This is a genomic window from Kocuria kalidii, from assembly GCF_044462225.1.
In the GTDB taxonomy this organism is placed as follows: domain Bacteria; phylum Actinomycetota; class Actinomycetes; order Actinomycetales; family Micrococcaceae; genus Kocuria; species Kocuria kalidii.
This window is the reverse complement of the sequence record NZ_JBISWJ010000111.1, coordinates 1-26,464: the sequence shown is the minus strand read 5'-3', so window position 1 is coordinate 26,464 and position 26,464 is coordinate 1. Positions and strand designations below refer to the sequence as shown.

The following is a 26,464-nucleotide window of genomic DNA, read 5'->3' as shown; positions in this document are numbered from 1 at the left end:
GGGGCCCTCTCGCACGGGACGTCCGGGTCAGGACCCGATGCGCTCCGTCTCGTCCTGCCAGGTGGCCGCCAGGGGCCGCAGCTTCTCCTCGTTCTTGCGCGCGTGGTGGGCGCAGAAGAGGAGCTCACCGCCCGTCGACTCGAGGACCACTCGAACGTAGGCCTGGGCGCCGCACGCATCGCAGCGGTCGGTCGCATTGAGTTCTCGGCTCTCCAATGTTGCGTTCACGGGATCCTCCTCCTGTGTCGTACGCGTTGCACGGGGCACGGGCCGCCGGTGCAGGTACCCGGGGTCTCGTGGACGCTTCGGGATACTGTTACATACAACCACGCCCGTCGGACATTCGATCCCGGGCGGCTCCCTGTTTCGCCCCGGGCGTAGGTCCCGGCGCCGTGCCGCGGACCCGTACGGCGGGCCTGTCGTGTCCGCCGCGCGGACTACAGTGGTGGGGAATCCCGCCGTCCCCCAGGAGTCGTATCCCCGTGACACCGTCCCGTTCCGAGTACAACGCCCGCCACCTCTCCGTCCTCGAAGGTCTCGAGGCCGTCCGGAAGCGGCCGGGCATGTACATCGGCTCCACCGACTCCCGCGGCCTGATGCACTGCATGTGGGAGATCATCGACAACTCCGTGGACGAGGCCCTCGCCGGCTTCGGCCACCAAATCACGGTGATCCTGCACGCCGACGGTGCCGTGGAGGTCCACGACGACGGCCGGGGCATCCCCATCGACCTCGAGCCGCGCACCGGGCTGACCGGCGTGGAGGTTGTCTTCACCAAGCTGCACGCGGGCGGCAAGTTCGGCGGCGGCTCCTACAGCGCCTCCGGCGGCCTGCACGGCGTGGGCGCCTCCGTGGTCAACGCCCTCTCGGCGCGCCTGGACGTGCAGGTCGACCGCGGCGGGAAGACCTACCAGATGTCGTTCCGGCACGGCGAGCCGGGTCGCTTCGTCGACCAGGGCAGGCCCTCGCCGCACGCCCGCTTCGAGCCCTTCGTGGAGGGCTCGGTGCTCGACGTCGTGGGCAAGGCCAAGCGCGGTGTCACCGGCACGCGCATCCGGTACTGGGCGGACGAGCAGATCTTCACGGCGGACGCCCGGTTCAGCTACGAGGAGCTGGCCAAGCGGGCGCGCCAGACCTCGTTCCTGATCCCGGGGCTGCGCATCACCGTGCGCGACCAGCGGGGACTGCCGGGCACGCCGGGGGAGTTCGGCGTCCACGAGGAGGTGTTCCAGCACGACGGCGGGATCTCCGAGTTCGTGGAGTACCTCGCCGCCGACGGCTCCGTCACGGACGTGTGGCGCTTCCAGGGGGAGGGCCGCTTCACGGAGAACGTCCCGGTCCTCGACGAGAACGGCCGGTCGAAGCTCACGGAGCTGGAGCGCACGTGCGAGGTCGACGTCGCCCTGCGCTGGGGCATCGGCTACGACACGTCCCTGCGCTCGTTCGTGAACATCATCGCGACGCCCAAGGGCGGCACGCACCAAGCGGGCTTCGAGGCGGCCCTGCTGAAAACCTTCCGGAAGCAGATCGAGGCCAACGCCCGCAAGCTCAAGGCCGGCAGCGACAAGGTCGAGAAGGACGACGTCCTCGCCGGCCTCACGGCCGTGCTCACCGTGCGGCTCGCCGAGCCCCAGTTCGAGGGCCAGACCAAGGAGATCCTGGGGACTCCGGCCGTGCGCCAGATCGTGAGCCGGGTCATCGAGAAGGAGCTGACCGCCAAGCTCACCTCCACCGGCCGCCACGACAAGCAGCAGGCCGGACAGCTGCTGGAGAAGGTGGTGGCGGAGATGAAGTCCCGGATCTCCGCGCGGGTGCACAAGGAGACGCAGCGCCGCAAGAACGCCCTGGAGACCTCCTCGATGCCGGCCAAGCTCGTCGAGTGCCGCTCGGACGACGTCGAGCGCTCCGAGCTCTTCATCGTGGAGGGCGACTCGGCCCTCGGCACGGCGCGGCTGGCCAGGTCCTCGAACCACCAGGCGCTGCTCCCGATCCGGGGCAAGATCCTCAACGTGCAGAAGGCGTCGCTCACCGACATGCTCGCCAACACGGAGTGCGCCGCGCTCATCCAGGTGATCGGGGCGGGCTCCGGGCGCACCTTCGACCTGTCCGCGGCGCGCTACGGCAAGGTCATCATGATGACGGACGCCGACGTCGACGGCGCGCACATCCGCACCCTGCTGCTCACACTGTTCTACCGCTACATGCGTCCCCTCGTGGAGGCCGGACAGGTCTACGCGGCAGTGCCGCCCCTGCACCGGGTGGAGATCGTCAACGCGGGCGGGAAGGCCAACGAGATGGTCTACACGTATTCCGAGCGCGAGCTCGCGGACCTGCTCGGCCGGCTCGAGGCGGAGGGGCGGCGGTTCAAGGAGCCCATCCAGCGCTACAAGGGACTGGGCGAGATGGACGCGGACCAGCTCGCGGAGACGACCATGGACGTCCGGCACCGGATGCTGCGCCGGATCCGGGTCGAGGACGCCGAGGCCGCCGAGCACGCATTCTCCCTGCTCATGGGTTCGCAGGTGGCACCGCGCAAGGACTTCATCATCGAGGGCGCCACGCACCTGGACCAGGAGCGCATCGACGCCTGACGGTCCCGGTGCCGCGGCCCGGCGGCTACGCTGGGCGGGGACGAAGGACCGTCCCCGAGGAAGGACCCCGCATGACCGTCTCCGGTCCGCACACCCCGCCGCCCGCAGCCGCCCGGCCGGTCACCGTCACCGTGACCGGGGCGGCGGGCCAGATCGGCTACGCCACCGTCTTCCGCGCCGCCGCGGGCGACCTCCTCGGGCCGGGCACGCCCGTCCGGCTGCACCTGCTCGAGGTGCCGCAGGCACGGCGCGCCGCGGAGGGCACGGCCCTCGAGCTCCAGGACGGTGCCTTCCCGCTGCTCGAGGGCGTGGAGGTCTTCGACGACGCGGACGCCGCCTTCGACGGGGCCTCGGTGGGGCTGCTCATCGGGGCCCGTCCCCGCTCCCGGGGCATGGAGCGCGCAGACCTGCTCGAGGCCAACGCCGGGATCTTCTCGGTCCAGGGACGGGCCGTCAACCGCGGAGCGGCGGAGGACTTCCGGGCCGTGGTGGTCGGCAACCCGGCCAACACCAACGCGTACATCGCGGCCTCGCACGCCCCCGACGTGCCGCGCGAGCGGTTCACGGCCCTGACCCGGCTCGACCACCACCGTGCGGTCGCGCAGCTGGCGGCGGCCACCGGAGCGCGCGTCGACGGGATCGAGGGCGTGGCCGTCTGGGGCAACCACTCCGCGAGCCAGTACCCCGACCTGACCCACGCCCGTGTCGGGGGCCGGCCGGCGCTCGAGGTGCTCGCCGGGAAGGGTCTCGACCTGGTCTGGGTGGACGGCACGTTCATCCCCCGGGTCGCGCGCCGCGGCGCGGAGATCATCGACGTGCGCGGCGGCTCGTCCGTGGCGTCGGCGGCGCACGCGGCCCTGTGCCACGTCCGCGACTGGGTCTCGGGCACCGCCGAGGGCGCCTGGACGTCGATGGCGGTGGCCTCCGACGGCTCCTACGGCGTGCCGGAGGGGCTCGTGAGCTCCTTCCCGGTCGTGTGCCGGGACGGGCACGCCGCGGTGGTCCCGGACCTGACCCTCGACGAGTTCTCGCGGGTCCGCATCGACCGCTCCGTCCGGGAGCTCGAGGAGGAGCGCGCGGCCGTGCAGCAGCGGGGACTGCTCGGTCCCCGCCGCTGAGCCTCAGGCGTAGGCGGGGCCGATCGCGTCGATCACCTGGTCGGTGGGCACGCCGGAGCCGTCCCGGCGACCGTGCTCGGTGGGCAGGGCCCGTGCCACGCCCGAGGCCGAGACGGCCTTGGGCGGTCCGTGCCCGACCCAGGCCAGGGACAGGGCCGTCTCGCCCTTGAGGAAGCGGTGGGCGCGCACCCCGCCGGTGGCCCGGCCCTTGGGCGGGTACTCCGCGAAGGGGGTGACCTTCGCCGAGTACTGCGACATGCCCGGCAGCACCTCGTCCGCGCGGGCGACGGTCACGACCACGGGCGTCTCGTCCGTGGCGCGCACGGCCCCGAAGAACGCCACGGCGTCGCCCGCGACCAGCTTGATCCCCGCGACGCCGCCGGCCGTGCGGCCCTGGGGGCGGACGGTGCCGGCGTCGAAGTGCAGCAGCCGGCCGTCCCGGGTCACGAACACCAGCTCGTCCTCCTCGGCGGCCTCGGCCAGGCCGACGACCTCGTCGCCGTCCTTGAGCGTGATGACCTCCCACTCCGCACGGTTGAGGGGGTACTCGGGGCTGACGCGCTTGACCACGCCGTTGCGGGTGCCCAGCGCGAGCACCGCACCGAGCGGGGCCAGCCCCACGAGCCGCTCGCCGCGGGCGAGCGTGAGGAACTCCTTGACCGGGACCCCGTCGCCCAGCTTCGGGGTGCCCTCGAAGGCGGTCAGCACGGGCACGTCCATCACCTGGACGCGCAGCATGCGCCCGGCCGAGGTGACCGCCCCGAGCTCCCCGCGCGCGGTGGCCCGCACCGCGGAGGTCAGGGCGTCGTGCTTGAGGCGCCGCGGAGGGTCCACCAGCGGGGCCTGCGAGGGCGTGCGGGCGAGCTGCCCCGAGGTGGACAGGAACACCCAGCACGGGTCGTCGGCGATCTCGAGCGCGAGCCCCCCGGCGGGGGACCTCCCCGGTGCGGGGCCGGCGGCAGCGGCGGCGGGACCGGGCAGGGCCTCCGACTCGAGCAGCTCGGTCCGCCGGTCGTCGCCGTGGACCTCGGCGATCTCCGCGAGCTCCGCCGAGACCAGGGCACGCAGCCGGGCGTCCGAGGCGAGGATCTCCTCGAGTTCGGCGATCTCCCGGAGCAGCTCCTCCTGCTCCTTCTCGAGCTCGATCCTCGAGTACTTGGTCAGCTGGCGCAGGCGGAGCTCCAGGATGTGGTCGGCCTGGACGCGGGAGAGGTCGTACACGGCCATGAGCCGCTCCCGGGCCACGGCGGTCTCGTCGGACGAGCGGATGATCTGGATGACCTCGTCGATGTCGACGATCGCCACGAGCAGGCCCTCGACCAGGTGCAGGCGGTCGCGCCTCCTGCCCAGGCGGAAGGCCGTGCGCCGCCGGACCACGGACAGCCGGTGCTCCACGTAGACCCGCAGCAGCTCGAGCAGCCCCATGGTCCGGGGCCGTCCGTCGACGAGCGCCACGTTGTTGATCCCGAAGGAGTCCTCCATGGGCGTGTACTTGTACAGCTGCTGCAGGACGGCCTGGGGGTTGAAGCCGTTCTTGACCTCGATGACGAGCCGCATGCCGTTCTTGCGGTCGGTGAGGTCCACGACGTCGGCGACGCCCTGCAGCTTCTTCGCCTGCGCCGCCTCCTTGATCTTCTCGGTGACCTTCTCGGGCCCGACCATGTAGGGCAGCTGGGTGACCACGATGCCCTGCTTGCGGGGGGTGACCTGCTCGATCGACACCTTCGCGCGGGTCCTGAAGGAGCCCCTGCCGGTCCGGTACGCGTCCCGGATCCCGTCGAGGCCCACGATCCGCCCGCCCGAGGGCAGGTCCGGGCCGGGGACGAAGCGCATGAGGTCCTCGAGGGTCGCCTCGGGGTGCTCGACGAGGTGGCGGGCGCCGGCCACGACCTCCCGCAGGTTGTGCGGGGCCATGTTCGTGGCCATCCCCACCGCGATCCCGGAGGAGCCGTTGACCAGCAGGTTCGGGAACGCCGCGGGCAGCACGCCCGGCTGGGTGAACTGGTTGTCGTAGTTGGGCACGAAGTCCACGACGTCCTCGTCGAGGTCGGCCGTGAGCGCCAGGGCGGCCGGGGCCATCCGGGCCTCGGTGTAGCGGGAGGCGGCGGGGCCGTCGTCGAGCGAACCGAAGTTCCCGTGCCCGTCCACGAGCGGCAGGCGCATCGCGAAGGACTGGGCGAGTCGGACCATGGCGTCGTAGATGGCGGAGTCGCCGTGCGGGTGCAGCTTGCCCATCACCTCGCCCACGACGCGAGCGCTCTTGACGTGGCCGCGGTCCGGCCGCAGCCCCATCTGGCTCATCATGAACAGGATGCGGCGCTGGACCGGCTTGAGCCCGTCCCGGGCGTCCGGGAGGGCGCGCGAGTAGATGACGGAGTACGAGTACTCGAGGAAGCTCGTCTCCATCTCGGAGGTCACGTCGATGTCGACGATGTTCTCCCGGAAGTCGGCGGGCAGCTCGTCCTCTGCGGACGGGCGGGAGGACGCACGGCGGCGAGCCATCACAGTGGGGGGTCCTTCGGTCGTGGGTCGGCCCGGGCGGTCCCGGCGTCTCGGCCTTCGAGATCGCGCGGGGGCGCACCGGGGGGCACCGTTGACGGTGCGGCTTTGTCTACTAGCCTGAAGTCTATGGTTCCAGAGACCGCGGACACGGAAGACGCCGGACGGTACCCCGAGTACTGGGAGGCCGACGTGATCCTGCGCGACGGCGCGACGGCGCACCTGCGACCGATCTCCCCGCAGGACCGCGACGCGTTGCTGGCCTTCCACCAGTCGCAGTCCGAGGACACCATCTACCTGCGCTTCTTCTCCTACAAGCCCACCCTGTCCGCCCGTGAGCTGGACCGGTTCACCCGGGTGGACCACACGGACCGCGTGTGCTTCGTGCTGCTCCTGGGGGAGCAGATCATCGGCGTCGGGCGCTACGACCGCACGGACGACCCCCAGGACGCCGAGGTCGCCTTCATGATCTCGGACGCCCACCAGGGGCGGGGCATCGGCTCGATCCTGCTCGAGCACCTGGCCGCGGCCGCCCGCGAGAACGGGATCGACCACTTCTCCGCGGAGGTGCTGCCCGAGAACCGCAAGATGCTCCGGGTCTTCGCGCAGGCGGGCTACGAACTGACCCGCAAATTCGACGACGGCGTGGTGGTGGTGGGCTTCGACATCGACCCCACCGAGAAGTCGCTGGCCGTGATGGCGGCGCGCGAGCACCGGGCCGAGGCCCTCTCCATGGCCGACCTCCTCACCCCGGCCTCCATCGCCGTGGTCGGTGCCTCGAGGCACCCCGGTCACGCCGGCCACGCGCTGGTCGAGCACCTCCTCGCCTCCGGGTTCGCCGGCCGGCTCAGCGGTGTGAGCCCGACGCCGTTCGAGCGGGAGGGCATGGTCCACGCGACCTCGATCGGGGAGGTGCCCGAGCGCGTGGACCTGGCCGTGATCGCCGTGCCCGTCGACCAGGTGGCCGACGTCGTGGACCAGTGCGGTGCGGCGGGGGTGCGCGCCGTCGTCGTCGTCACGGGCGGATACGCCGAGGCCGGGGCGGAGGGCCAGGCCCGGCAGACCGAGCTCGTCCGCCGGGCGCGCTCGCACGGGATGCGCGTGGTCGGCCCGGCGAGCCTCGGGCTGTTCAACACGGCCCCGGAGTCCCGGTTCAACGCCTCGATCCTGCCCACGGTGCCGCGGGAGGGGCCGCTGGGACTGTTCAGCCAGTCGGGGGCCATCGGCATGATGCTCAACGCCGCCGCGCTGCGCCACAACGTGGGCGTGTCCACGTACCTGTCCGCCGGCAACCGGGCCGACGTCTCCGGCAACGACATGATGCAGTTCTGGGAGGACGACGCCGCGACCCGCGCGTGCGGCCTCTACCTGCAGTCCGTGGGCAATCCGCGCAAGTTCTCCCGGATCGCGCGACGGCTGTCCCTGAACAAGCCCGTGATCGTGGCCAAGAGCGAGGTCACCGGGCTGCGCCTGCCGCCCGGCCACACCGGGCGGACCACCCAGGCGCCGCCGGGCGCCCTGGACGCGATGTTCCGGCAGGCCGGCGTGATCCGCGCCGACACGAGCGAGCACCTCATGGACGTGGCCGGCATCCTCACCGGGCAGCCCCTGCCCGCGGGTGCCCGCACGGCCCTCGTGTCCAACGCGCTGGCGCTGGGCCAGCTCATGGAGGACCGGTGCATGCAGCTGGGGCTGGAGGTCGCGGTGACCCAGGCGGGCGTGCGGACCGCGGACGGCGGGGACGACGCCCTCGAGGAGCTGCGACGGGCCGTCGACAGCAGTCTCGGCGCCGAGGCCGTCGACTCCGCCGTGGTCACCCTGATGCCGATCCCGGGCACGACCCCGCGGGCGGTCGCCGAGCTGGTGGGCCGGGTGGGGCGGGAGCACGGCAAGACCGTGGTGGTCGTCTTCACGGGCAGCACCGAGCCCGGGGCGGTCTCCGCCCTCCACCACGCCGACGACGGCCCGGACGTGCCGTGCTTCGACTCCCCCGGGGCGGCCCTGCGCGCGCTGGCCAAGGTGGTCGACTACACGCGGTGGCGTGCCCAGGACCAGGGGCGCCTCGCCGAGCCGCACGGCATCGACGCGGAGGCGGCCGAGACCCTCGTCGAGACGGTGCTGCCCCGGGTCGCCGGCGACGAGCTGCTCGAGCTGGACGACAGCCAGGCGCGGGCGCTGCTGGAGACCTACGGGATCGGGCTGCTGCGCAGCGAACGGTTCACGGACCCCGAGGACGCCCCGGCCGCGGCCGCGCGGCTCGGCTACCCCGTGGCGCTGAAGACCACCGACCCCAACCTCCGGCACCGCCTGGACCTGGGCGGCGTGCAGCTCAACATCCAGGACGACGCACAGCTGCGCACGGCCATCGCGACCATGCACCGTGCACTCGCCCCCTTCGGCACCTTCGACCTCGAGGTCCAGTCCATGGCGCCCACCGGCCAGGCCGTGGTGCTCCGGGCGATCGAGGACCCGCTCATCGGTCCCGTGCTGTCCTTCGGGATGGCGGGGGACGCGGTGAACCTCCTCGAGGACTGGGCCCACCGGGTCCCGCCGCTGACGGACCAGGACGTGCGGCGGATGGTGCGGGAGCCCAAGGCCTCCCGCAAGCTCCTCGGCCACCAGGGAGTGCCCGCGGCGGACGTCGACCGGCTCGAGGACCTCGTCTCCCGGGTGGCGCTGCTCAAGGACCGGCACCCCGAGATCGCCCGCGTGGAACTGAACCCGGTGCTCGTCTCCAGCGGCTCGCTGACCGTGCTCGCGGCGTCCGTGGGGATCGGCAACGCACGGCAGCGGACGGACAGCGCGCGCCGGGCGATGCGCAGCTAGGCGGGCCCGGACTCAGTGGCGGACACCATAGCCGGTCGGTACACCCTCATCGACCCGATCGCGCGGGGCGGCAGCGGTTCCGTCTGGCGGGCCTGGGACGGCCGGCTGCAGCAGCTCTGCGCGGCCAAGGTGCTGCGCCAGCGGGACTCCGCGGACCTGCTGCGCTTCGCCCGGGAGCAGTCGGTGAAGCTGGACCACCCGCACGTGCTCGCGCCGTACGGCTGGGCCGCGGAGGACGCGCACGTGGTCATCGCCATGCCCCTGGTGCACGGCGGGACCCTGGAGTCGGCCCTGCTGGACAACGGGGCCGCGTCGGCCGAGCTGACGCAGGAGGTCCTGGCGCAGCTGCTGCAGGCGCTGCAGTTCGTGCACGCCCAGGGCTGGGTGCACCGGGACGTGAAGCCGGGCAACCTCATGCTGGACCGCACCGGGACGGGCCGGCCCCACATCCTCCTCTCCGACTTCGGCATCGCGGTGCGGGTCCAGGACGCCCGGCTGACCCGGACGGGCACGGTCGTGGGCACCCCCGGCTACCTGCCGCCGGAGGCCTACGCGCTCACCGACCCGAACCCCGCGCAGGACCTCTACGCGGCGGGCATCACGGCGCTGCGGATGCTGGACCCCTCCCTCGAGCCGCAGGAACCTCTCGGTCCCGGCGACGCGCGCGCCGTCGTGGGGGAGCAGGGCGACCTCGCCGAACACCTCGCGGCGCTGCTCACGCCCGATCCCGCCCTGCGCCGTGACGCGGCCGTGGCCGTGCTGCACGAGCTCACCGCGGGCGCGGCGCTGCGGCACTTCGAGCCGGCCCTGACCCGCGACGGGGAGCCCTTCGAGGTCTTCGACGTCCTCGAGCCGCTGCCCGAGCCGTGGGCGAGCCGGGCGCTGTCCGGATGGACCGGCCCGGACGGGACGGACCGGGGCGGCGGGGCGGACGCGCAGGAGGCGGCCGGCGCCGAGGGGCCGGGCACGGGGGCCGTGGACGCCGGCGGGAACCGGCCCGACGGAGCGGACACGCGGGACACGACGCCGGCCGGCAGCACACCGGCATCGAGAGGACCGGCATCGGGCGGAGCGGCATCGAGCGGGGTGACGGCGACCGGGGCGACGGCGACCGGCCGCCCGGCGCCGTACGAGGCGGCGACCGGAACGGGCCCGGAGGGGTCCGACCACGATCCGCTGGGCGGTGCCCCGGCCGGTCGAGGCCCGGTCGGTCGGCGCGCGGCCGGGACGTCGACGGCGGCCCTCCCGGCGCCACCGAAGCGGGCCCGCCGCCGCAGTGCCGTGACCGCGCTGTTCGTGGCCCTGGTCGGGACGACGACGGTGCTCAGCGGGTACCTGCTGCTCGACCCGCTCGGCACCGCGGACCGGGTGCCCGGCCCCGGGGCGACGCCCACGGCGACGCAGAGCGCCGGTGCGACGCCGAGCCCGGCGCCGGAGGAGAGCCCCGTGCTGCTGGAACGGGTCTGCGAGGACCGGGGCGGCGGGGAGGAGCGCTGCTACTTCCGCGTGCCCTGACGGTCCGTGTTGGGCACCGGCACGGCCGTGGGGGAAAATGTCCCCCATGACGTATTCAGGTGAGCGCGGCCAGCGGCTGGTCGAGGACATCAACAAGGCCGGTTTCTATCCGCAGCTGGTGATCGACGTGGTCCAGGACTCCCTGGACGGCCGGTCCCCGGTCTCCCACCTCGTGCAGCTGGAGACCCACATCGACCGCACGGAGGTGCACCGGCACACGACCGTGCTGGTGCTGGCCGAGGACGTGCTGCACGTGACGCACGTGGACGACGAGGAGTTCGACGAGAGCGGCCGGGACGTGGTGGCCCGGGTCTCCACGGAGACGGTCGGCATCTCCCAGATCCGTTCGGTCACGCTGAGCTACTCGTACTACCAGCCGGCCAACTACCGGCCGGACAGCCCCATCTCCGAGGTGACGCTCGCCATCGCGTGGACCGGCACCCTGCACGTGGACCTGGCGCCGGCCCTGTGCGAGGACCCCCAGTGCCAGGCCGACCACGGCTACTCCGGCACGGCTGCGCGGGAGGACATCGTGCTGCGGATCAGTGCGGAGGCGGACGGCCCGACGGCCGTCGAGGGGGCCCGGGAGTTCGCGCGCACCCTGCGCCGGGCCAATCTCGCCCCGCTGACCGACGGCGCGCAGATCGCCCAGCCGGTCCACGGGCGCACGCCGGCCCCGCGGCGGGCGATCGCCGCCACCCCGCGCACCCGGTTCACCGACCGGTTCACCGGCCGGGACGGCGGCGCCGCCCGATGAGGTCGGTCGAGGAGGTCCTGCCCGGGCTGCCCCCCGACCTCCCGAAGCCGCCGCGCTACGGCAGCCGCTCGGTGGGGGAGGTGATGTCCTCGGCCGCGGCGTCCCTGGGCGTGCCCGGCTTCCGGGACGTGCTGGGGCTGCCCGCCGCCCGCCGGGTCGTCGTCGTCATGGTGGACGGGCTGGGCCGGGCCCAGCTGCGGTCCCGTGCCGGGCACGCCCCCGGACTGGCCGGTGCGCAGAGCCTGGCCACGCTGGACGCGGCGTTCCCCACGACCACGGCGGCCTCGCTGGCGTCCTTCGGTACGGGCGTCGCACCCGGGGCGCACGGGCTCGTGGGCTACGACGTCCTCGACCCGTCCCGGGACCGGGTCGTGAACCAGCTCGGGGGCTGGGACACGGCCGTGGACCCGGTGTCGTGGCAGCCGTTGCCCACGGTGCTGGAGCGAGCCGCCGAGCACCTCGACGTGGTCACGGTCAGCCGGCACCGGTTCGCCGGCTCGGGGCTGACGCGGGCGGCCCTGCGCGGCGGCCGGTTCGTGGCCGCGGAGGGACCGGCGGCGCGGGTCGGCACGGCGCTCGACCAGCTCGCCGCCGGGCGCGACGGCCTCATGTACTTCTACTGGGACGAGCTCGACCGCACCGGGCACGCCCGGGGCTGGGAGTCGTGGGAGTGGACGGCCCAGCTCGAGGAGCTCGACGCGTCCCTGCGCCGTTTCGTCGCCCGGGTGCCCGCGGGCACCACGGTCCTGGTGACCGGTGACCACGGCATGGTCGACGTCCCTCTCGACGCCCGCGCCGACGTCTCGGCGCTGCCCGGTCTGCTGGACGGCGTCCGGCACACGGCCGGCGAGCCGCGCACGGTGCAGCTCCACCTGGAACCGGACGCGACGGCGGAGGACGTCCGGGTGCTCGTGGCCGCGTGGCGGGAGCACTTCGGGTCCCGCGTCTGGATGCTCTCCCGGGAAGCCGCCCTCGACGCCGGCTACTTCGGTCCTCCGGGGCAGGTCCGCGACGCCGTGCGCGCGCGCATCGGTGACCTCCTCGTACTGGCCAGGGAACCCCTGGCGCTGTTCGACCTGGGCCGGCTCCGGCCCAGCGTCATGTCCATGGTGGGCCAGCACGGCTCGCTCACCCGGGCCGAGCGGGAGGTCCCGCTGCTGCGCCTGGCCTGACTGCCGGTCCCCGGGTCAAGGGCCCTGCGGGTCGTCCGTGGCCGCGTCGGGGCCCGGGGCGGCGTCGCCGCCGGCGGCAGCCGACTCGACGGGCTCGTCCTCCTCGGTGCCCCGGCCCTCCTCGTCCCCGGGGTCCTGCTCCTCCTGCGGGGCGGGCGCCCCGGTCGACGGCGGAAGCGGTTCGGCCGGTGCGGGCGCCGGTGCCGGCGGAACCGGCTGGGGCGGGACGGGCGCGGGCACCACAGGTTCGGGCACGACCGGTTGCGGCACCACGGGTTGCGGCACCACGGGCTCGGGCACGACCGGGGCGGGGGCCACGGGTGCCGGAGGGACGTAGGGCTCCGCCGGTGCCACCGGCTGGGGGGCCGGTGGCACCGGATCCGGCGCCTCCGGCGAGGGGCTCGGCGACGGGGTGCGGGACGGGGTGCGGGACGGCGTGGCGGTGGGCGTCGGGGACGGTGCGACGGTCACGGCGGGGGCGGGGACGAACTCCGCCTCCTGGCCCGCGCCGAAGAGGTTGCGCCCGACGCCGCCCAGGTAGAGCGCCCCGACCCCGGCCAGCACGACGAGCACGACCGCGCCGAGCACGAGACCTGCCACGAAGCGTCCGGGCCCGGAGCCCTCGAGCGGATCGACCGGCTGCGGCGGTGCGCTCTTCCCGCGGGGCTCGCCGACGGGGCCGGGCGCCGGGGAACCGGTGGTGGCCTCGCGATCGTCGTCCCCGAACAGGTCGTCCTCGATGGAATTGCCCATGCCGTGCTGCCCCTGACGTGGTGTCGTCCGTCCGGACCGAGCACAGAAAGGGGGAGCGCACGGACCCGGAGGGACGGCCCGGAGCCGTCCCCTGCTGCGTGCACTCTAACCCGTGCCGGCCCGGCACGGCCGGACGGCGCGCACCCGGCCCGGGGATCAGTCCGAAGAGCTCCCGAAGACGATCTCGTCCCAGCTGGGCACGGAGGAGCGTGCGGAGCGCCGGGCCTTGGCCGTCCTGTTGCGCGGTCGGGGACGCTCGGCCGTCGTCCCCTCCGCGGCGGCGTCGTCGGCGGGGTCCGTGCCCGTGCCCGCGGCCTCCGGACCGGAACCTCCGTCCACGGGCCCGTTGCCCACGGCCCCGTCGCGCACGGCTGTGCTCGTCCCGGCGGAGTTCCCCCGGGCGCTGTCCACGTCGGCGGTGTCCTGGTCGGCACTGTCCTGGTCGGCGGTGTCCTCGCCGGCCGGGCCGTCCGCGGCCCGCCCGGCATCGTCCGGCCTGTCGTCCTGCGCATCATCCTGCGCATCATCCTGTGCAGCGGGTCGCCCCGTGGACGCCGCAGCGGGTTCGTCGACGGACGGCCCGGTGGGCTCCGCACCCGGCTCCACGGTGGGCCGCCCGGGTGCCTGGCCGGCGGACTCCTCGACCGCCTCCGGGGACGGCGCCGGGCCGGCGCCGGACGCAGGGAACGGCGTGGCCGGCTGGAAGGGACGGTCGAACACGGGCGTGTCCTCGGGGGCGGCGAGCGGGCGGGGGCGCCGCTCGACGTGCCCCATGCCGCGGCCCAGGATCTCGGCCAGGGCGTCGTCCCCGTCGGCGTCGTCGCCGATGCGCTGGCCGCGGCGGGCCTGCAGGACGTCGAGCAGGTCGTCGGTCTCCACGGCGGACCGGCGCAGCTGGGTCAGCTCGGGGTCGAGGCCGCCGTCCAGGACGCCGAGGCCCGTGCCGAGCGGGGTGTCCGGGGTGCCGGCCTCGGTGAGGGCCTCCGCCCAGGAGTTCGCCGGCCGGACGCTCTGGTTCGCGGGGTTGTAGAGCCACTCGGCCACGGGCTCGTCGTGGGCCGGGGCGGCCGAACGGTCGGCCACCTCGAACCGGGCGACCACCGCCCACAGGTGGTCCTCGCGCTGCCAGGAGTCCCACTCGAGGGAGGCGGGGTCCACCCCGAGGTCACCGGCACGGTGGGCCACGGCACGGCCGAGGGTGAGGGGCTCGCCCTCGAAGACGGAGTGGTAGCCGCGGTGGGCGGAGCGGTCCTCGATCTCGACCTTCTGCGCCTCGGCGGCGACGTGGGCCCGCTCGGCCAGGATCGGCCACTCGTAGCGGCGGACGCGGGCGGACTCCCAGCCGCTCTCGGCCACGATCTCCTCGACCGTGGCGCCCGAGCGGAAGCGGGCCTGGATCTCGCGGGGGCCGAACGGTCCGGTCCCCCGCTGCCGCGCGCCGGGCAGCCGCCGGGCGCGCTGGACGGCCAGGCGCAGCTCCTGGTCGATCCGCAGCAGGCGGCGGGTGCCTGCCTCGTCCTCGACGACCAGGTGCTCACCGTCGTCGTGCACACCTGCCAGGCGCAACTGCTCCATGCTGTCATTCCTCCGGGTGGTTCTCGGGTGCGCTCGGGGTCCTCGAGCGGGCGCTGCGGGGGTGGGGCCGGCGGCCGCGGACGTCGTGCCGGGCCGGTCCCGCGCCCAATCCTACTGGCCGCCGTGCGACCCCCGCCGGAGGCCGTGCGCGGCCGGTCCCGACGCGTGGTCGCGGGCCCGGTGCGCGGTTGGATTTTTGCCCCCGGATGGTGAACAATCTACGCGACACAGCGCCCGGTGGGCGGCGGAACGCCGCCACGGAGCCACCCTCGGATCCATTGGAGCAAAGACCGGACATGGCCACAGATTATGACGCGCCGCGCAAGCAGGACGACGAGCTCAAGGAGGACTCGATCGAAGAGCTGCAGACGCGACGCAGCGACTCCCAGTCCGGCAGCGTGGACGAGGACGAGGCCGCCGCGGCCGAGAGCTTCGAGCTGCCGGGCGCCGACCTCTCCAACGAGGAGCTGTCCGTCGTCGTGCTGCCGGCGCAGGAGGACGAGTTCACCTGCGGCTCGTGCTTCCTGGTGCGGCACCGCTCCCAGATCGCCGAGGACAGGAACGGGGTCCGGTTCTGCGTCGAGTGCGTGGGCTGACACCCGCCGGGTCCGGGTCGTCCGAGGAACGCCGAGAACCCCGCCGCGACGCTCGTCGCGGCGGGGTTCTTCCGTGCTGCCACCCCGGCCCCGCTCACGGACGCGGTGACAGCACCTCGACGATCCGTTCCGGGTGGCGGGTGGACGTGAGCCAGTAGGGGGTGGGATCGACCGGGTCGGTGATCCGGATCCGCACCACCGGGCCCACGGACGCCCGGAAGTTCATGAAGGCCCGTCCGTCCAGCTCGGGGCCGCGGACCCGGCGGACGTCGTCGCCGCGGAAGGCCTCCGCCTCGCCCACGAACCGTCGCTCGATGCGGGCCCGGCCGACCTGCAGCGACTCGCCCGTGACGACGATCCGGGAGCTGGAGGCCACGAGGGCCACGGCGGTGCCGCCGGCGACCACGACGGCCGCCGCCACGCCCACCCACGGGTCGATGGGAGCGAGCGCCACGAGGGCGACGAGCCCCGCGAAGAGGACGAGCAGCCACATCCACCACGCGGGGGAGAGCTTCTCCTCGTACAGGATCTTCGTGCCGGGCCGCTCGGCGGACCGGTGGGTGCCGCGGGGATCGTCGGCCGGGGACGCGTTGGGGGAGGCAGGGTGGGACATGGCTCTAGCGTCTCACGACTGCGCCGGTGGTCCGGCGCGTTACAGTGGGGCACTGTGAACGACCAGTCGCCAGGCCACGGGCCGCCGTCGGGCAGCGGGCGCCCGCTCAGCATCGCGCTGCAAGCCCTCGATCCGGACCTCCCCCTGCCCGTCTACGCGAAGCCCGGGGACGCGGGCGCGGACCTGCGCTCGCGCACGGACGTGGTGCTCGGGCCGGGGGAGCGGGCCCTGGTGCCCACCGGGGTGGCCGTCGCCCTGCCCGAGGGATACGCCGGGTTCGTGCACCCCCGCTCCGGGCTGGCCGCCCGGCACGGCATCACGGTGGTCAACGCTCCGGGAACGGTCGACTCCGGGTACCGTGGCGAGATCATGGTGACCCTGCTGAACACCGACGGCGCCGAGTCCTTCGCGGTCCGCCGCGGCGACCGCATCGCGCAGCTCGTCGTCCAGCGCGTCGAGCAGGCCGTGTTCGAGGTCGTCGACGTCCTGCCCGGCTCCCAGCGCGGCGGCACGGGCTTCGGCTCCAGCGGCACCGCCTGACGAGCGCCCCCCCCCACGAGCTCACGCCACGAGCCGGCAGCGCGTGCCGGCGGAGGAGAACGAAGACATGTTCGGTCGCAAGAAGAAGCCCACGGCGCAGGACGCCGCCCCGGCCCGGCCCGAGGCCGAGCCGAGCGCGGAGGAGGACGCGGCCGCCCGGCGCCGGGAGCCGCAGGGCCCCCTCGACGTCGCGCAGATCGACAGCCGCGACGGCTACCTCGACCTCGGCGCCGTGCTGGTGCGGGCCCGTCCCGGTCTGGGCGTGCGCCTCGAGGTCGACGAGCGGACGCAGCGTCCCCGGGCCGTGGCGCTGGACCTCGAGGGCGGCTCCGTCCAGGTCCAGGCGTTCGCCGCACCCCGCTCCGAGGGACTGTGGGACGAGGTGCGCCGAGAGCTCGTGCAGTCCCTGCGCACGAGCAACGGCGAGCCGACGATCGAGGAGGGGCCCTTCGGGCTCCAGGTCGTCACCCGCTTCCCCGCCACGGCGTCCGACGGGACCCGCGGCTTCCGCCTCGCGCGCTTCGTGGGCGTCGACGGACCGCGGTGGTTCGTGCGGGCGGTGTTCACGGGCACCGCGGCGGTGACCGCCGAGTCCGCCGCCGCCCTCGACGAGGTCGTGCGCGAGCTCGTCGTGGTGCGCGGCGACCGGCCCATGCCCCCCCGGGAGCTGCTGACGCTCGTGGTGCCGGAGGACGCGGTCCGCCGCCCCGACCCGCGGCCGGGGACCGGCGCGGAGCCCGTCCCGCCCCCGCGGCGCGGCCCCGAGATCACCGAGATCGGCTGAGCCATGACGAGGACAGGACACGGCGGGACCCGGCCGACCCCGGGGACGGGGGCCATCGACGTGGTCACCGAGGCGCCCGTGTGCGCGGGCGATCTCGACCCCTCGACCGCGGCCGGGGGCCGCCGGCGGGTGATGGCGAGCGGCCTGGTGGTCGAGGTGACCCTCCCCCCGGTCACGGGGACGCAGAACTTCACCGCCCTGCTCGCACCGGACGGCTCCGGGGAACCCGGGGCCGAAGGGTCGTCCACGCCCCGGCCGCTGCGTCTCGTGTGGCAGGGCCAGCGCAGCGTGCCGGGCGTCACCGCCGGGACACGGCTGCGCTGCGTGGGCGTGGTGAGCTTCCGGGACGGCCGTCCCACCATGCACAACCCGCGCTACGAGATCATCGCCAAGCAGGTCAGCCGATGACGGCCCCCGGCCGGCGCGACGGCGCGGCCGGCGACGGGCGCGACGGCGACGTGGAGCGCTCGATGGCCGCCTACGCCGCACGCTCGGGGATGCGCCGCAAGGACAACGGCCAGCTCGACGTGCTGCATGCCGTCGGCGGCTGGCGCGGTCTGGCCGAGACGATCCTGCCGGGATTCGTGTTCCTGGCGGTGCTGCTCGTCGGCAACACCCTCGGTGCGGCCCTCGTCGCGTCGCTGGCCACGGCCGCCCTGTTCACCGTCCTGCGCCTCGTCCAGCGCCAGAGCCTGGTGCAGGCCGTGTCCGGGTTCGTGGGCGTGGTCGTGTGCGCGGTGTTCGCGCGCGCCACGGGCGAGGCGCTCGACTACTACGTGCCCGGCTTCTGGATCAACGCGGTCTGGTTCGTGGGTCTCGGGCTGTCCCTGCTGGCCCGCTGGCCGCTGCTCGGCGTCTTCTACGGGTACATCCGCGGGGAGGGGTCGCAGTGGCGCGAGGTCCCGGTGCGCCGCCGCGCCTACCGGGTGGCCACGGCCATGCTCATGGCCATGTTCGCGGCCCGCCTCGTGGTCCAGGTGCCCCTGTACCTCGCGGAGAACCTCACCGGCCTGGGCGTGGCGCGGCTGGTGATGGGGGTGCCCCTGTACGCGCTGACCCTGTGGCTCGCGTGGCTCGTCTCCCGGCCCCCGGAGCAGATCGCGGCCCAGGAGCGGGACCCGGCCCCGGACTGAGCACGGCCGCCGGGCTCAGGACCGGTGGGGCTCGTGCCGGCCGGCGGTGGTGAACATCGCGCGCAGCTGGGCCTCGCCCTCCGTGGTGGAGACGAAGAAGAGCTGGTCGGCGCCCTCCACCACGTCGTCCCCGGACGGGGTGATGGGCACCCCGTCGCGCAGGATGGCCACGAGCGTCACGTCCGGCGGCCACGGCACCTGGGACACCATCGTGGCGATGATCGGGTGCTCGTGCGGCACCGTGTAGGCGGCGAGCGTCGCCCCGCCCGTCTGCAGGGTCAGCAGCCGGACCACGTCGCCGACCTCGACCGCCTCCTCGACGAGCGCGGTCATCAGGCGCGGCGTGGACACGGCGACGTCCACGCCCCACGCGTCGTCGAAGAGCCACTCGTTCTTGGGGTTGTTGACCCGGCCGACGGTGCGGGGCACGCCGAACTCGCTGCGCGCCAGCAGGGAGACGACGAGGTTCGCCTTGTCGTCGCCCGTGGCGGCGACGACCACGTCGGTCTCCTCCAGCCCGCCCTCCCGCAGCGTGGAGAGCTCGCAGGCGTCCCCGATGATCCACTGCGCGCCGCGCAGGTCCGAGCGGCCGATCACCTCCGGCTTCTCGTCGAAGATCACCACCTCGTGCTCGTGGGAGAGCAGCTCCCGGGCGATGGAGGCGCCCACGGCGCCCGCGCCCACGATGACCACGCGCATCAGCGGCCTCCCCCGGAGGTGTCGCCGGAGCCGGGTGCCTCGTCGGACTCCCGGCGCAGGGAGTTGGCGAAGTCGAGCACGTCCGGCCCGGGCGGGCGGGACAGGGCCCGGGACACGGCCTCGACGTCGTCGGTGCGCATCATCGCGTGCACCACGTCCCCCTGCTGGTAGCTGGTGTCGGGTCCCGGCAGGACCCCCTCCCCGAAGCGCGTCACGAACGCGATGCGCACCCCCGTGGCCTCCTCGATCGCGTCGAGGTGCAGACCCGACCACGAGTCGTCGAGGGACAGCTCGCCCAGCTGCAGCCGTCCCGAGGCCTCGCGGAAGTCGGCCGTGATCGTCTGCTCGGGCAGGATCCGGCGCAGCGCCTGGTCCGCGCTCCAGCGCACGGCGGCGACGGTCGGGATGCCCAGCCGCTGGTAGAACTCCGCCCGGGAGGGGTCGTAGATGCGGGCGACCACATGCCGGACCTTGAACGTCTCGCGCGCCACCCGGGCCGCGATGATGTTGGAGTTGTCCCCGCTCGAGACCGCCGCGAAGGCGTACGCCTCCTCGATCCCCGCCCGCCGCAGCACCTCCTGGTCGAAACCCGGGCCCGTGACCTTCTTGCCCTCGAAGGACCGGCGCAGCCGGCGGAAGGCGCGGTCGTCCTGGTCGATCACCGACACGGTGTGCCCGGAGTCCTCCAGGGTGTGGGCGACCATCACGCCGACGCGCCCCACTCCCATGATCACGAAATGCGCCATGCCCTCCAGCCTAGGTCACGCCGGTGGGGCGGCTCGCACCGGGCGCGGCGGACATTCGGTGCCGGACGGACTACCGTGGGGAGCCGTGCAGAGCATTCCCCGGACCCTGCGGCGTGCCCTCGTCGGCAAGCCCATCCACAACGAGCGGTTCAACGACGCCGTGCTGCCCAAGCGCACGGCGCTGCCGGTCTTCTCCGCGGACGCCCTCTCCTCGGTGGCCTACGCCCCCGACGAGATCATCCTGACGCTCGCGCTCGCGGGCACCACGGCCGTGGCGGTCTCCCCGTGGGTGGGACTGGCCGTGCTCGTCGTGCTCGCCGTGGTCATCGCCGCCTACCGGCAGAACGTGCGCGCCTACCCCTCCGGCGGCGGCGACTACGAGATCGTCTCCAAGAACCTCGGCCGCACGGCGGGCGTGGGCGTGGGAGCGGCGCTCATGGCCGACTACGCGCTCGTCGTGGCGGTGTCGATGGCGACGGCCGCGCAGTACGTCACGGCGGCGCTGCCCGCGCTGGCCGGACGGCGGGTGGAGCTGGCCGTGGCCGGGATCCTGTTCGTCGGGCTGCTGAACCTCCGCGGCCTGAAGTTCATGGGCCGGGCCGCCGCCCTGCCCACCTACTTCTTCCTCTCGGTCCTCGCCGCGATGCTGCTCGTGGGCCTGGGCCAGGACCTCACCGGCTCCCTGGGGGACGCCCCGAGCGCCGGCCGGGAGGTCCTGCCCGCCGCCGGCTTCGACGCCGGGCTGGCCGGTCTGGCGGGCGCGCTGGTGGTGCTGCGGGCCTTCTCCTCGGGGGCCGTCGCGCTGACCGGGGTGGAGACCATCACCAACTCGGTGCCGTACTTCCGCAAGCCCCGCGCCGCCAACGCGGCGGCAACGCTCGGGGTGCTCGGCGCGCTCTCGGCCGCCCTGCTGGCGGGCGTGATGTACCTGGCGGACCGCGCGGACGTCGTGGTGGTGGGCGACCCGGAGGAGCAGCTCCTCGTCGACGGCCGGAACCCCGGCCCCGACTTCTTCCAGGACCCCGTCCTCGGCCAGCTCGCCAAGACGGTCTTCGGCACCGACTCCCTGTGGTTCTTCGTGCTCGTCGCCGCGACGGTGAGCGTGCTGGTGCTGGCCGCCAACACGGCCTTCTCCGGCTTCCCCACGCTGGCGTCCCGGCTGGCGCGGGACGCGTTCCTGCCCCGGCAGCTGCAGGCCCGCGGGGACCGCTTCGCCTTCACCAACGGCATCCTGCTGCTGCTGCTCGTGGCCGTGGTCCTCACCGTGGCCTTCGGGGCCCACGTCAACAGCCTCATCCAGCTCTACATCGTGGGCGTGTTCGTGTCCTTCACGCTCACCCAGGCCGGCATGGTCCGCCACTGGGCGCGCGTCCGGCGGATGCGACCGCACCCCGGGGTCCGCCGCGAGCTGTTCGGGCGCCGGGCCGTGGCCCTGATCGCCTTCGTACTGTGCGCGGCGGTGCTCGTGGTCGTGCTCGTGACCAAGCTGGCGCAGGGCGCGTGGATCACGATCGTGGCCATCCTGGTGCTCAGCACGGTCATGGCGGGGGTCCGGCGGCACTACGACGCCGTGGACGCCGAACTCGCGCTCCGGCCCGACTCCCCGGTCCGGGCCCTGCCGTCCCGGGTGCACGCCATCATCTACGTCTCCTCCGTCCGGAAGCCCCTCATGCGGGCCCTGGCCTACGCCCGGGCGTCCCGGCCCTCGACCCTCGAGGCCGTGGTCGTGGACACGAACGCCGCCACCACCCGGCGGATCCTCGAGGAGTGGCGGCGCCTCGAGATCCCCGTGCCGGTCACCGTGCTCCACGCCCCGTACCGGGACACCATCGGGCCGGTCCTGGACCACGTGCGCGGGGTGCGCCGGAAGTCGCCCCGGGACCTGGTCGTCGTGTACCTGCCCGAGTACGTGGTGCGGCACCGCTGGGAGCGCCTGCTGCACAACCAGGCGATCCGGCCGCTGCGCGCCCGCCTGCACCAGGAGCGCGGGGTCATGACGGCCTCCGTGCCCTGGCACCTGTCCTCCGCCTCCGGCGAGGACATGGGCCCCGAGTCCGCCCCCGAGCAGAGAGCCTCCCTCCCGTGACCCCGTCCCGCCCGCCCGCCCCCGCCCGACCCGTCGAGCTCGAGCTGCGCCTCGGGCCGATCGCCCACGGCGGCCACACCGTGGCCCGCACCGACGAGGGCCGCGTGGTCTTCGTCCGCCACGGACTGCCCGGGGAGGTCGTCCGCGTCCGCCTCACCGAGAGCGGCCCCACGGCCCGCTTCTGGCGCGGCGACGTCGTGGCGGTCGTGGACGCGGACCCCCGCCGCCGGAGCGAGCACGTGTGGGGCCCGGCCGACCCCCTGCTCACCTGGGGGCGCGGCGAGCCCCCCGTGGGCGGCGCCGAGTTCGGCCACGCCGAGCTGGACGCCCAGCGCGCCCTCAAGGCCGCCGTGGTCACGGAGCAGCTCTCCCGCCTGGCCGGTCTCGGGACCGAGGTGGCCGTCGAGGCCATGCCGGGGGAGGACCCGCAGGGCCGCGGCTGGCGCACCCGCGCGCACTTCGCCGTCGACCCCGCGGGACGGATCGGGATGCATCCCCACCGCAGCGCGGCCGTCGTCCCGGTGGACGGCTTCCCCCTGGTGGTGCCCGCCGTCGACGCCCTGCGGCTCGCGGACCTCGACCTGCGCGGAGCCGAACGGGTCGACGTCGCCGCCCCGGCCGACGGCGGCACGCCGCTCGTGCACCTGAGCCTCGCCGCGGGGGCCGACCGGCAGCGGCTGCGCCGCGAACTGGGCCGGCTCGCCGGGGACCGGGACGTCTCCGTGACCGCGCGCGCCGAGGGGGAGCGGCAGCCCGAGACGTGGGCGGGACGCCCGTCCGTCGTCGAGCACGCGGGAGCCGGCCGGTGGGAGGTCTCGGCCGAGGGGTTCTGGCAGATCCACCGGGCCGCCCCGGCGCTGCTGCACCGGGAGGTGCCCGCCGCCGCCGGGGCCCGCCCCGGGGAGCACGCCCTCGACCTCTACGCGGGCGCGGGACTGTTCACGGCGGCGCTCGCGGACGCCGTCGGGGACGCGGGCACCGTCGTGGCGGTCGAGGGCTCTCCCGTGACGAGCGCTGACGCGCGGCGCACCCTCGCGGACCGGCCACAGGTCCGCGTCGAGCGCGGGAGCGTCGACAGGGTGCTGGCCAGGACCTGGCCGCAGACCGGCCCGGTCCGCGCCCGGCGCCGCCCGGCACGGGGCGCCGGCGCGGCCCGGCCCGACGTCGTGGTCCTGGACCCGCCCCGGGCGGGCGCCGGGCGCACCGTCGTGGACCAGCTCGTGGCGCTCGCACCGCGCCGGATCGCCTACCTCGCGTGCGACCCGGCCACGCTCGCGCGGGACCTCGGCCGGTTCCGCCGCGCGGGGTGGCACGTGCGGACGGTGCGCGCCTTCGACATGTACCCGAACACGCACCACGTCGAGACGCTGGCCGTCCTGGAACCCTGATCCCGGGGGCCGGCGACCGTGACGGGCGGCGGAGGGGCGGATCGGAGCCACCGGTCGCGCACCGGCTACACTGACAGGTGACTGTTCACGGGAGAACGCCCGGCACTTCGCCGGGGTCCTCCCGCGGACCTTTCCAAGACGGTGGCGAGAGGAGTTCCACGCATATGAGCACGGTGGACAGCTTCGGGGCCAAGGGCGTTCTCGACGTCAAAGGCACCGAGTACGAGATTTTCCGACTGAACACGCTGGAGGGTGCGCAGAAGCTCCCGTACAGCCTGAAGGTTCTGCTCGAGAACCTGTTGCGCACCGAGGACGGCGCCAACATCACCTCCGAGCACATCGAGGCCCTGGCCGGCTGGGACCCGACGGCCGAGCCGAGCATCGAGATCCAGTTCACCCCGGGTCGCGTGATCATGCAGGACTTCACCGGCGTGCCCTGCATCGTCGACCTCGCCACGATGCGGGAGGCCGTCGAGGACCTCGGCGGCGACCCCACCCGCGTGAACCCGCTCGCCCCGGCCGAGCTCGTGATCGACCACTCCGTGCAGATCGACTCCTTCGGGACCTCGGACTCCATCGGGATCAACATGGACATCGAGTACGAGCGCAACGGGGAGCGGTACCAGTTCCTGCGCTGGGGCCAGACCGCCTTCGACGACTTCAAGGTCGTCCCGCCGGGCATGGGCATCGTCCACCAGGTCAACATCGAGAACCTCGCCCGCGTCGTCATGACCCGCGAGGTCGACGGCGCGCTGCGCGCCTACCCGGACACGTGCGTGGGCACCGACTCGCACACCACCATGGAGAACGGCCTCGGCGTGCTCGGCTGGGGCGTGGGCGGCATCGAGGCCGAGGCCGCGATGCTCGGCCAGCCCATCTCCATGCTCATCCCGCGCGTGGTCGGCTTCAAGCTGACCGGTCAGATCCCGGCCGGCGCCACCGCCACCGACGTGGTGCTGACCATCACCGAGATGCTCCGCGAGCACGGCGTCGTGGGCAAGTTCGTCGAGTTCTACGGCGAGGGCGTCGGGGCCGTGCCCCTGGCCAACCGCGCCACGATCGGCAACATGAGCCCCGAGTTCGGCTCGACCGCCGCGATCTTCCCGATCGACGACGTCACCCTGGAGTACCTGCGCCTGACCGGGCGCTCCGACGAGCAGATCGACCTCGTCGAGGCGTACGTCAAGGAACAGGGCATGTGGCACGACCCGTCCGAGGAGATCACCTTCTCCGAGTACCTCGAGCTGGACCTCTCCACCGTGGTCCCCTCGATCTCCGGGCCGAAGCGGCCGCAGGACCGCATCTCGCTCACGGACGCGAAGGCGCAGTTCCACGAGGACATCAAGAACTACGCCACGCACGTGGACGACAACGCCTCCGGCGACACCGTCGACGACGTCGCGGCCCAGTCCTTCCCGGCCTCGGACGCCCCCGCGCTGTCCGCCACGGACGAGCAGACCGAGCAGGACCGGCCGCGCGACCACCACGCCTACGCCGAGGACGGCCGCCCGACCAAGCAGGTCCCCGTGACCATGCCCGACGGCCGCGAGTTCGAGCTCGACCACGGCGCGGTCTCGATCGCGTCGATCACCTCGTGCACCAACACCTCGAACCCGTCGGTCATGATGGCCGCGGCGGTGCTCGCGCGCAACGCCGTCGAGAAGGGGCTCAAGGCCAAGCCGTGGGTCAAGACCTCGATCGCCCCGGGCTCGAAGGTCGTCACCGACTACTACGAGAAGTCCGGGCTGGTCCCGGCGCTCGAGGAGCTCGGCTTCTTCATCGTGGGCTACGGCTGCACCACCTGCATCGGCAACTCCGGTCCCCTCGAGGACGAGATCTCGCAGGCCATCCAGGACAACGACCTGGCCGTCACCTCCGTGCTCTCCGGCAACCGCAACTTCGAGGGCCGCATCAACCCGGACGTGAAGATGAACTACCTGGCCTCCCCGCCGCTGGTCATCGCCTACGCCCTGGCCGGCAACATGGACTTCGACTTCGACAGCGAGCCGCTGGGCCAGGACGCCGACGGCAACGAGGTGTTCCTCAAGGACATCTGGCCGGACGCGACCGAGGTGCAGAAGATCATCGACGCGTCCATCGACACCGAGATGTTCACCCACGAGTACAGCACCATCTTCGACGGCGACGAGCGCTGGCAGAACCTGGAGACCCCCACCGGCAAGACGTTCGAGTGGAACCCGGAGTCCACCTACGTGCGCAAGCCCCCGTACTTCGAGGGCATGACGATGGAGACCACCCCGGTCGAGGACATCCAGGGCGCCCGCGTGCTGCTGAAGCTGGGCGACTCCGTCACGACCGACCACATCTCCCCGGCCGGATCCTTCAAGTCCGACACCCCGGCCGGCAAGTACCTCATCGAGAACGGCGTGGAGCGCAAGGACTTCAACTCCTACGGCTCCCGCCGCGGCAACCACGAGGTCATGATCCGCGGCACCTTCGCCAACATCCGGATCAAGAACCAGCTCCTGGACGGCGTCGAGGGCGGCTACACGCGCGACTTCACGCAGGAGGGCGGCCCGCAGGCCGCCGTGTACGACGCCTCGGTGAACTACCAGGAGGCGGGCGTCCCGCTGATCGTGCTGGGCGGCAAGGAGTACGGCTCCGGGTCCTCGCGCGACTGGGCCGCCAAGGGCACCTCGCTGCTCGGCGTCAAGGCCGTCATCGCCCAGAGCTACGAGCGCATCCACCGCTCGAACCTGATCGGCATGGGCGTGCTCCCGCTGCAGTTCCCGGCCGGGGAGTCCGCGGACTCGCTGGGCCTGGACGGCACCGAGACCTTCGACATCCAGGGCGTGACCGGGCTCAACGAGGGCGGCACGCCGAAGACGCTCAAGGTCACCGCCGCGAAGGAGGACGGCTCCACGGTCGAGTTCGACGCCGACCTGCGCATCGACACGCCCGGTGAGGCCGACTACTACCGCAACGGCGGGATCCTGCAGTACGTCCTGCGCCAGATCGCCAAGTAGGGCTCCGCGGGCGCGCTCCGGCGCGCACGCGGGAGCACCGACGAACGACCGCGAGTCCCTCGGCCGAGGGCGCTCGTCGGCGCGGC

21 protein-coding genes are annotated in these 26,464 nt (G+C 73.7%); 14 read left to right on the top strand and 7 right to left on the bottom strand.

Annotation, left to right across the window (positions count from 1 at the left end; all coding sequences use genetic code 11):
* Nucleotides 1-27 precede the first annotated feature (27 nt).
* The gene (locus ACH9D3_RS16590) at nucleotides 28-228 is read right to left on the bottom strand and encodes a DUF7455 domain-containing protein (RefSeq protein WP_396398388.1); all 201 of its coding nucleotides are present in this window, start codon (nucleotides 226-228) and stop codon (nucleotides 28-30) included.
* A 254-nt stretch (nucleotides 229-482) separates the two neighbouring features.
* Between ACH9D3_RS16590 and ACH9D3_RS16585 the strand changes: the two genes are divergently transcribed.
* Together ACH9D3_RS16585 and ACH9D3_RS16580 are read left to right on the top strand one after the other, a co-directional pair.
* Entirely contained in the window at nucleotides 483-2,591 is a 2,109-nt protein-coding gene (locus ACH9D3_RS16585) for a DNA gyrase subunit B (protein ID WP_396411768.1), read from the top strand.
* A gap of 71 nt (nucleotides 2,592-2,662) precedes the next feature.
* Nucleotides 2,663-3,709, top strand: a complete 1,047-nt coding sequence (locus ACH9D3_RS16580) for a malate dehydrogenase (protein WP_396411767.1) — start codon at nucleotides 2,663-2,665, stop codon at nucleotides 3,707-3,709.
* A 3-nt stretch (nucleotides 3,710-3,712) separates the two neighbouring features.
* Here ACH9D3_RS16580 and ACH9D3_RS16575 read toward each other — a convergent pair whose 3' ends face one another.
* Nucleotides 3,713-6,211, bottom strand: coding sequence for a DNA topoisomerase (ATP-hydrolyzing) (locus ACH9D3_RS16575; protein ID WP_396411766.1), 2,499 nt, complete (start codon nucleotides 6,209-6,211; stop codon nucleotides 3,713-3,715).
* A 126-nt stretch (nucleotides 6,212-6,337) separates the two neighbouring features.
* Between ACH9D3_RS16575 and ACH9D3_RS16570 the strand changes: the two genes are divergently transcribed.
* Genes ACH9D3_RS16570 through ACH9D3_RS16555 form a run of 4 tightly spaced genes read left to right on the top strand, consistent with a single transcriptional unit; the run spans nucleotide 6,338 to nucleotide 12,478 of the window.
* Entirely contained in the window at nucleotides 6,338-9,034 is a 2,697-nt protein-coding gene (locus tag ACH9D3_RS16570) for a bifunctional acetate--CoA ligase family protein/GNAT family N-acetyltransferase (protein ID WP_396411765.1), read from the top strand.
* A gap of 15 nt (nucleotides 9,035-9,049) precedes the next feature.
* The gene (locus tag ACH9D3_RS16565) at nucleotides 9,050-10,549 is read left to right on the top strand and encodes a serine/threonine-protein kinase (RefSeq protein ID WP_396411764.1); all 1,500 of its coding nucleotides are present in this window, start codon (nucleotides 9,050-9,052) and stop codon (nucleotides 10,547-10,549) included.
* Between the two features lie 46 nt (nucleotides 10,550-10,595).
* Entirely contained in the window at nucleotides 10,596-11,306 is a 711-nt protein-coding gene (locus ACH9D3_RS16560) for a DUF5998 family protein (protein ID WP_396398382.1), read from the top strand.
* Nucleotides 11,303-12,478, top strand: coding sequence for an alkaline phosphatase family protein (locus tag ACH9D3_RS16555; RefSeq protein ID WP_396411763.1), 1,176 nt, complete (start codon nucleotides 11,303-11,305; stop codon nucleotides 12,476-12,478). Before ACH9D3_RS16560 ends, ACH9D3_RS16555 begins: the two co-directional genes overlap by 4 nt.
* Before the next feature lie 15 nt (nucleotides 12,479-12,493).
* Here ACH9D3_RS16555 and ACH9D3_RS16550 read toward each other — a convergent pair whose 3' ends face one another.
* Nucleotides 12,494-13,231: a hypothetical protein gene (locus tag ACH9D3_RS16550; RefSeq protein WP_396411762.1), complete on the bottom strand. Its 738-nt coding sequence runs from the start codon at nucleotides 13,229-13,231 to the stop codon at nucleotides 12,494-12,496.
* Between the two features lie 156 nt (nucleotides 13,232-13,387).
* The gene (gene sepH / locus ACH9D3_RS16545) at nucleotides 13,388-14,806 is read right to left on the bottom strand and encodes a septation protein SepH (RefSeq protein ID WP_396411761.1); all 1,419 of its coding nucleotides are present in this window, start codon (nucleotides 14,804-14,806) and stop codon (nucleotides 13,388-13,390) included.
* Nucleotides 14,807-15,102: 296 nt separating this feature from the next.
* Here sepH and ACH9D3_RS16540 point away from each other — a divergent pair, with 296 nt between their 5' ends.
* Nucleotides 15,103-15,402 (top strand): DUF4193 domain-containing protein, encoded by a 300-nt coding sequence (locus tag ACH9D3_RS16540; protein ID WP_396398378.1) that lies wholly within the window; start codon nucleotides 15,103-15,105, stop codon nucleotides 15,400-15,402.
* Between the two features lie 94 nt (nucleotides 15,403-15,496).
* On the opposite strand, the gene ACH9D3_RS16535 is transcribed toward ACH9D3_RS16540, so the two are convergent.
* Complete coding sequence (locus ACH9D3_RS16535; RefSeq protein WP_396411760.1) at nucleotides 15,497-16,015, bottom strand: DUF3093 domain-containing protein; 519 nt, start codon at nucleotides 16,013-16,015, stop codon at nucleotides 15,497-15,499.
* 111 nt (nucleotides 16,016-16,126) lie between these two features.
* Here ACH9D3_RS16535 and dut point away from each other — a divergent pair, with 111 nt between their 5' ends.
* The 4 genes from dut (at nucleotide 16,127) to ACH9D3_RS16515 (ending at nucleotide 18,472) form a co-directional block, all read left to right on the top strand.
* Complete coding sequence (gene dut / locus ACH9D3_RS16530; protein WP_396398497.1) at nucleotides 16,127-16,555, top strand: dUTP diphosphatase; 429 nt, start codon at nucleotides 16,127-16,129, stop codon at nucleotides 16,553-16,555.
* Between the two features lie 67 nt (nucleotides 16,556-16,622).
* Nucleotides 16,623-17,339: a DUF3710 domain-containing protein gene (locus ACH9D3_RS16525; RefSeq protein ID WP_396411759.1), complete on the top strand. Its 717-nt coding sequence runs from the start codon at nucleotides 16,623-16,625 to the stop codon at nucleotides 17,337-17,339.
* 3 nt (nucleotides 17,340-17,342) lie between these two features.
* Nucleotides 17,343-17,747, top strand: coding sequence for a hypothetical protein (locus tag ACH9D3_RS16520; RefSeq protein WP_396411758.1), 405 nt, complete (start codon nucleotides 17,343-17,345; stop codon nucleotides 17,745-17,747).
* A complete protein-coding gene (locus ACH9D3_RS16515; RefSeq protein ID WP_396411757.1) occupies nucleotides 17,744-18,472 on the top strand; it encodes a DUF3159 domain-containing protein in 729 nt (242 codons plus the stop codon). Before ACH9D3_RS16520 ends, ACH9D3_RS16515 begins: the two co-directional genes overlap by 4 nt.
* Nucleotides 18,473-18,487: 15 nt before the next feature.
* Here the strand turns inward: ACH9D3_RS16515 and ACH9D3_RS16510 are convergent, their stop codons facing one another.
* Both ACH9D3_RS16510 and ACH9D3_RS16505 read right to left on the bottom strand, forming a co-directional pair.
* The gene (locus ACH9D3_RS16510; protein ID WP_396398373.1) at nucleotides 18,488-19,171 is read right to left on the bottom strand and encodes a potassium channel family protein; all 684 of its coding nucleotides are present in this window, start codon (nucleotides 19,169-19,171) and stop codon (nucleotides 18,488-18,490) included.
* Nucleotides 19,171-19,917 carry a potassium channel family protein gene (locus ACH9D3_RS16505; protein WP_396398372.1) on the bottom strand — a complete coding sequence of 249 codons (747 nt, stop codon included), beginning with the start codon at nucleotides 19,915-19,917 and terminating at the stop codon, nucleotides 19,171-19,173. Before ACH9D3_RS16505 ends, ACH9D3_RS16510 begins: the two co-directional genes overlap by 1 nt.
* Before the next feature lie 85 nt (nucleotides 19,918-20,002).
* Here ACH9D3_RS16505 and ACH9D3_RS16500 point away from each other — a divergent pair, with 85 nt between their 5' ends.
* The 3 genes from ACH9D3_RS16500 (at nucleotide 20,003) to ACH9D3_RS16490 (ending at nucleotide 26,378) form a co-directional block, all read left to right on the top strand.
* Entirely contained in the window at nucleotides 20,003-22,003 is a 2,001-nt protein-coding gene (locus tag ACH9D3_RS16500) for an amino acid permease (protein ID WP_396411756.1), read from the top strand.
* Complete coding sequence (locus ACH9D3_RS16495; protein ID WP_396411755.1) at nucleotides 22,000-23,391, top strand: TRAM domain-containing protein; 1,392 nt, start codon at nucleotides 22,000-22,002, stop codon at nucleotides 23,389-23,391. The genes ACH9D3_RS16500 and ACH9D3_RS16495 overlap by 4 nt, the downstream gene beginning before the upstream one ends.
* Before the next feature lie 164 nt (nucleotides 23,392-23,555).
* Nucleotides 23,556-26,378 (top strand): aconitate hydratase AcnA, encoded by a 2,823-nt coding sequence (locus ACH9D3_RS16490; protein WP_396411754.1) that lies wholly within the window; start codon nucleotides 23,556-23,558, stop codon nucleotides 26,376-26,378.
* The last annotated feature ends 86 nt before the right edge of the window (nucleotides 26,379-26,464 follow it).

Excerpts from the sequence above, each read along its gene's own strand:
- ACH9D3_RS16555 (WP_396411763.1), top strand. The coding sequence starts at position 11,303 with ATGAGGTCGGTCGAGGAGGTCCTGCCCGGGCTGCCCCCCGACCTCCCG.
- ACH9D3_RS16570 (WP_396411765.1), top strand. The coding sequence starts at position 6,338 with ATGGTTCCAGAGACCGCGGACACGGAAGACGCCGGACGGTACCCCGAG.
- ACH9D3_RS16575 (WP_396411766.1), bottom strand. The coding sequence starts at position 6,211 with ATGGCTCGCCGCCGTGCGTCCTCCCGCCCGTCCGCAGAGGACGAGCTG.
- ACH9D3_RS16580 (WP_396411767.1), top strand. The coding sequence starts at position 2,663 with ATGACCGTCTCCGGTCCGCACACCCCGCCGCCCGCAGCCGCCCGGCCG.
- ACH9D3_RS16525 (WP_396411759.1), top strand. The coding sequence starts at position 16,623 with ATGTTCGGTCGCAAGAAGAAGCCCACGGCGCAGGACGCCGCCCCGGCC.
- ACH9D3_RS16490 (WP_396411754.1), top strand. The coding sequence starts at position 23,556 with ATGAGCACGGTGGACAGCTTCGGGGCCAAGGGCGTTCTCGACGTCAAA.
- ACH9D3_RS16510 (WP_396398373.1), bottom strand. The coding sequence starts at position 19,171 with ATGCGCGTGGTCATCGTGGGCGCGGGCGCCGTGGGCGCCTCCATCGCC.
- ACH9D3_RS16560 (WP_396398382.1), top strand. The coding sequence starts at position 10,596 with ATGACGTATTCAGGTGAGCGCGGCCAGCGGCTGGTCGAGGACATCAAC.
- ACH9D3_RS16515 (WP_396411757.1), top strand. The coding sequence starts at position 17,744 with ATGACGGCCCCCGGCCGGCGCGACGGCGCGGCCGGCGACGGGCGCGAC.
- sepH (WP_396411761.1), bottom strand. The coding sequence starts at position 14,806 with ATGGAGCAGTTGCGCCTGGCAGGTGTGCACGACGACGGTGAGCACCTG.
- ACH9D3_RS16535 (WP_396411760.1), bottom strand. The coding sequence starts at position 16,015 with ATGTCCCACCCTGCCTCCCCCAACGCGTCCCCGGCCGACGATCCCCGC.
- ACH9D3_RS16505 (WP_396398372.1), bottom strand. The coding sequence starts at position 19,917 with ATGGCGCATTTCGTGATCATGGGAGTGGGGCGCGTCGGCGTGATGGTC.
- ACH9D3_RS16540 (WP_396398378.1), top strand. The coding sequence starts at position 15,103 with ATGGCCACAGATTATGACGCGCCGCGCAAGCAGGACGACGAGCTCAAG.
- ACH9D3_RS16550 (WP_396411762.1), bottom strand. The coding sequence starts at position 13,231 with ATGGGCAATTCCATCGAGGACGACCTGTTCGGGGACGACGATCGCGAG.
- ACH9D3_RS16520 (WP_396411758.1), top strand. The coding sequence starts at position 17,343 with ATGACGAGGACAGGACACGGCGGGACCCGGCCGACCCCGGGGACGGGG.